At 70.2% G+C, this 5,085-nt stretch carries 5 protein-coding genes; 4 read left to right on the forward strand and 1 reads right to left on the reverse strand.

Annotated elements, in window-relative coordinates; translation table 11 throughout:
- Window positions 1-95: 95 nt before the first annotated feature.
- The gene (gene dtd / locus ACQKDV_RS18210) at window positions 96-536 is read right to left on the reverse strand and encodes a D-aminoacyl-tRNA deacylase (protein WP_427785622.1); all 441 of its coding nucleotides are present in this window, start codon (window positions 534-536) and stop codon (window positions 96-98) included.
- A gap of 60 nt (window positions 537-596) precedes the next feature.
- Here dtd and ACQKDV_RS18215 point away from each other — a divergent pair, with 60 nt between their 5' ends.
- The 4 genes from ACQKDV_RS18215 to ACQKDV_RS18230 all read left to right on the forward strand — a co-directional run bounded on the left by ACQKDV_RS18215 (window position 597) and on the right by ACQKDV_RS18230 (window position 4,846).
- Window positions 597-1,517 carry a lauroyl acyltransferase gene (locus ACQKDV_RS18215; RefSeq protein WP_427785624.1) on the forward strand — a complete coding sequence of 307 codons (921 nt, stop codon included), beginning with the start codon at window positions 597-599 and terminating at the stop codon, window positions 1,515-1,517.
- 75 nt (window positions 1,518-1,592) lie between these two features.
- A complete protein-coding gene (gene ribA / locus ACQKDV_RS18220; RefSeq protein ID WP_427785626.1) occupies window positions 1,593-2,726 on the forward strand; it encodes a GTP cyclohydrolase II RibA in 1,134 nt (377 codons plus the stop codon).
- A 78-nt stretch (window positions 2,727-2,804) separates the two neighbouring features.
- Window positions 2,805-3,311, forward strand: a complete 507-nt coding sequence (locus tag ACQKDV_RS18225; RefSeq protein WP_427785628.1) for a PH domain-containing protein — start codon at window positions 2,805-2,807, stop codon at window positions 3,309-3,311.
- Window positions 3,308-4,846 (forward strand): PH domain-containing protein, encoded by a 1,539-nt coding sequence (locus tag ACQKDV_RS18230; RefSeq protein WP_427785632.1) that lies wholly within the window; start codon window positions 3,308-3,310, stop codon window positions 4,844-4,846. Before ACQKDV_RS18225 ends, ACQKDV_RS18230 begins: the two co-directional genes overlap by 4 nt.
- The last annotated feature ends 239 nt before the right edge of the window (window positions 4,847-5,085 follow it).

A 5,085-nucleotide genomic window follows, 5' to 3' on the forward strand; every position in this document is an offset into this window, starting at 1 on the left:
GCCACCTGGGGGGCACGCTGGCAGGGGGCGCTGGCGGATGAGCGATGCAGTCGACCAGCCCGGGGCCCCGCCTGCCGGGCGGTGGTCCCGGCGGCTCAGGGCCTGAGCAGGAAGGTCACGGGACCATCGTTGACCAGGCTGACGACCATATGGGCACCAAACCGGCCCGTTTCCACCCCCGGAGCGTGGTTTTCACGGCAGATCTCGACAAATCGATTGAACCCGCGTTCAGCCTCCTCCGGTGGGGCGGCGCTGGTGAAGCTGGGGCGCATGCCCGAACGGGTGTCCGCAGCGAGGGTGAACTGGCTGACCAGCAGCAGCCCGCCGCCGGTATCGCGCAGCGAACGATTCATTTTTCCGGCTTCATCTGCGAATACACGGTAGCCAAGCAGGCGTTCGGCCATCCGCTTCAGCTGGGCCTCGGTATCACCCGGTTCCATGCCGACCAGGGCCAACAGGCCGGGGCCGATCTGCCCGACCGCCTCGCCCTCCACGTGCACGGCGGCCTGGGTGACACGCTGGATCAGCACGAGCATCGGGGGCTCCAGATAACGGGGCCGGTCACGATAGCAGCGCCCTTGGCTAAACTGGGGCCAATGAATCCGCAACGCAAAGCCCGGCTGGTCCATCGCGCCACCACCCTGTTCGCCCGCCTGCCCTGGCCGCTGCTGCGAGGCATCGCGCACACCCTGGCCTGGGCCTGGATCCGCCTGAACGCCCGCGAGAGCCGGGTGACCCGGCGCAACCTGGAACTGGCCTACCCGGAAATGACAGGCGCCGAGCGCGACCGCCTGCACCGCGAACTGCTGCGCTCGACCGCGCTGCAGGCCATCGAAACCCTGCGCCTGTGGAGCCGGACGCCAGCCGACAACCTGCGACTGCACCTGAAGGAACAGCATGGCGCGGCGCTGTACGACGCAGCCCTGGCCAGCGGCAAGGGCGTGATCGTGGCCGCCCCGCACTTCGGCAACTGGGAACTGTTGAACCAGTGGCTGGCCTCGCGCGGGCAGATCGCCATCGTCTACAAGCCGCCGGAAGACGAGGCCGGCGATGCCTTCCTGCAGTTGGTGCGCGGTGGCCAGAACGTGCAGCAGGTGCGTGCCGAGGGGCCGGCCGTGCGCCAGCTGTTCAAAGTGCTCAAGGACGGCGGTGCCACCGGCATCCTGCCCGACCAGCAGCCCAAGGCCGGCGATGGCGTGTTCGTGCCGTTCTTTGGCGTGCAGGCGCTGACCATGACCCTGGTCAACCGCTTGGCCGAGCGCACCGGTGCCACGGTGCTGTATGGCTGGTGCGAGCGCATCGGGCCGGACATGGAATTTGCCCTGCATATCGAGCCGACCGACCCGGCGGTGGCCGACGCGGACCCGCAGGTGGCCGCTACCGCGCTCAATGCCGGCATCGAGCGCATCGCCCGCCGCGACCCCACCCAGTACCAGTGGACCTACAAGCGCTACACGCTGCGCCCGCCGGGCAGTGGCGAAGATGATCCTTACGCCACCGAAGAACATCCGCATTGAGGACCGCGACAGCTGGCCTGCGACCGGCTGCCGCAGTACGTTGAATACGACACTGGCGCCCCCATAGAGACTGCGATGTCCGCCTCCCCCGGTCCTGCCATGCCTGCTTCTTCCCTGTTCGGCGATCCCGCCGCGATCCGCTGCGAACGCGCGGTGGCCGAACTGCGCGCCGGTCGCCCGGTGCTGCTGCACGATAGCCGGGGCCAGCGCCTGGCGGTGATTGCGCTGGACAGCGCCACGGCCAGCAGCTTTGCCGCCTTTGCCAGCGCCGCGCGTGAACGCCACTATCTGTTCCTCACCGCCACCCGTGCCCGCGTACTCGGCGTGGAGGCGGCCGAGGGCGCGCGCCTGCCGCTGGCCGGCGTGGCCTTCGATGCCCTGCCCTCGCTGGGCTACCTGCGCGAGCCGGGCCCGATGCCGGATGGCTGGAGCGCGGGCGATGCCTTCGATGCCGGTGCGGTGGAACTGGCCCGGCTGGGCCTGCTGCTGCCAGCGATGGTGGCCGCGCGCCTGGATGCCGATGACCACACCTTCGACGGCGCAGCCGAAGTGGCCCTGTGCGATCTGGCCGAGGGTGCGGCCCACGCCGCCCACGATTACGAACTGGTGGCACGTTCGCCGGTGCCGCTGCGCGATGTCGGCATGACCACCTTCGCGGTGTTCCGCGGCGGCGTGGCCCAGCGCGACCAGGTGGCGATCATCGTGGGTGAGCCGGACCTGTCGGCCGTGGTGCCGGTACGCGTGCACTCCTCGTGCCTGACCGGCGACCTGTTCGGTTCGCTCAAGTGCGACTGCGGCGACCAGTTGCGGCGCGGCCTGCGCAAGCTGAAGGAACTGGGCGGCGGCGTGCTGCTGTACCTGGACCAGGAAGGGCGCGGTACCGGCATCGCCGCGAAGATGCGCGCCTACGGCTACCAGCATGACGGCCTGGACACCATCGACGCCGACGCCCAGCTCGGCTTCGGTGCCGACGAACGCCGCTACGGCAGTGCGGTGGCGATGCTGCGCGGCCTGGGTATTTCGCGCGTGGCCCTGCTCAGCAACAACCCGACCAAGGCCCAGCGCCTGCGCAATGCCGGCATTGAAGTACTGGACTGCATTCCGGTGACCGGCGAGATCACCGCCGAGAACGAGCACTACCTGCGTACCAAGGCCGACCGTGCCGGCCACATGCTCGACGTCGACGCGCTGATCCAGGCCGCCCAGTAACGCGGCTGACCTGCTACCGTCTTGCGCGGGGCGGCTGCGGCCGCCACCGCCCTGCCCTGCTGCCCGACGGACGCCCGCGTGACCGAACTGCCGATTGCCGCCCCTGCATCGCCCCTGGACCACTGGCAACCCCTGCCGCGCCGTGCCGCGTGGATGGCGGCACTGGAAGGAGCCTTCGGCGGCCTGTTCGTACCCGGCGCGCCGCTGGCGGCCGCCTGGTGGTTCCTTGATCTGCCCGGCGGCCTGTGGGGTGCAGCCTCAGGGTTGCTGGCCGGCCTCGCATCCGGCGCCTGGCTCGGCCACCGCCGCCTGACCCGCACCCGCTGGCGACTGGATGCGCAGGGCCTGGGCCTGCGCCGCGACCTGATGTGGCAGCTGGAAACCCGCATTCCCCTTTCCCGCGTGCAGCACCTGGACCTGCGTCGTGGCCCGCTGCAGCGTCGCGCCGGCCTGGCAACACTGATCGTTCACACCGCCGGCACGCGCCTGAGCGCGGTGACCGTCAGCGGCCTGGACCAGGCCGATGCCGAGCGCCTGCGCGATACCCTGGCACATCAGCTCGACCAGGACGCCGACGCCCTGTGAGCCTGCCACCGCCCCTGCCGCCGTCGCTGCCTGGCGACGGCCACGAGCATCGCCTGCACCCGTGGTCGTGGTTGTTCGTGCTGCTGATGCAGCTGCGCCACTACCTGCTGCCGCTGGTGGCGCTGCTGGTGTTCGGCCAGCGCGGCGACCGCGACCCGATGTGGGCGCAGTTGATCCCGCTGGCGGCCATTGCTGCGCTGGTGCTGGTATCGGTACTGCAGTACCTCAGCTATCGCTACCGCATCGGCAGTGATGCGATCACTGTGCGCAGTGGCCTGCTGTCGCGCAATCGCCGCGAGATTCCCTTTGCCCGCATCCACAACGTGGAAGTCCGGCAGAACCCGCTGCATCGGCTGTTCGGGGTGGCCGAACTGCGCCTGGAATCGGCCGGTGGTGTGCGCCCGGAAGCCGAGATGCGCGTCCTGAAGCTGGACCAGGCCCTGGCGCTGGAGCGGCTGGTACGCCAGCGCGGGCAGGCACCGCAGGCGGTGGCCGGCGATGTGCCGCAGGACACTCCCCGTGATGAGCAAGAGCAGGTACTGCTGCGCCTGTCTGCAGGCGATGTGGTGCGTATGGGGTTGCTGACCAACCGCGGCTGGACGCTGGTGGTGGCCGCCGTCGGCGTGCTGTCGCAGACCGTGCCAAGGCAGGTGATGGACGACGCCATCGAGCGCGGCGGCCGCCAGGTCTTCGGCCTTGTCAGAGAGCTGCACCCGGGCGTAACCACCGCAATCATGATGCTGGCTGCGGGGCTGTTGCTGGGCTGGCTGGCGCTGCGAGTGCTGTCGGTGGTGCTGACCGTGCTGCGTTACCACGGCTTCACCCTGAGCGAGCACGAGCGCCGGCTGACTGTGTCCACCGGGCTGCTCAGCCGCACCCGCAGCAGCGTGGCCCGCCGCCGCATCCAGGCCTGGACGCTGCGCGAAGGCACGCTGCAGCGCTGGTTCGGCCTGCGCCAGCTGCGCATCGACAGCGCCGCTGGTGGGCCCTCCGGCGATGATGACCGCGCCCTGCGCGAGCTGGCGCCGCTGGCACCGGCGGCCACCTGCGAAGGATTGGTGCGGCACCTGCTGCCGCAGCTGCAGTGGCCCCCGGCACAGTGGCACGCCCTGCCGCAGCGCGGCTGGTGGCGGTTGAGCCTGGGCAGCCTGGTGCTGGTGCCGCTGCTGGCGGCCGGTGCGTACTGGCGCTGGGGCCCATGGGGACTGCTCGTGCTGGGCTGGCTGCCGGTGGCACTGCTGGTGGCCCACCGGCAGATGGCACGCATGGGCTGGCACCTGGATGGCCAGTTCGTGGCCGTGCGCGGTGGCTGGTGGAAGCGCTGGTGGCGCTGGGCCGAACTGGACAAGGTGCAGGGCCTGCGCCTGCAGCGTTCACCCTTGGACAGACTGTTGGGCACCGCCAGCCTGCAGCTGGACACCGCCGGCGCGCATGGCGATGTGGCCCTGGCGCTGAACTACCTGCCGCAGGCCCAGGCGCAGCAGGTGATGGAGCAGGTGGCAGCGGCACTGGCCCGGCGCAAGCTGCGCTGGTGAAGGCGGGCATCCACGCATGGCGTGGACGCCCGACGGTAGAGTCGACCGTTGGTCGACTACCGCGCGCCGCGCGGGGTTTTCGGGCGCAGGATCAACAGCAGTCGACCAACGGTCGACTCTACCCGGCAACCGCAGACATCGGCATCCGGCGGTAGAGTCGACCGTTGATCGACTACCGCGCGCCGCGCGGGGTTTTCGGGCGCAGGATCAACAGCAGTCGACCAACGGTCGACTCTACC

The sequence above is a fragment of the Stenotrophomonas sp. NPDC077659 genome, assembly GCF_050268705.1.
In the GTDB taxonomy this organism is placed as follows: Bacteria; Pseudomonadota; Gammaproteobacteria; order Xanthomonadales; family Xanthomonadaceae; genus Stenotrophomonas.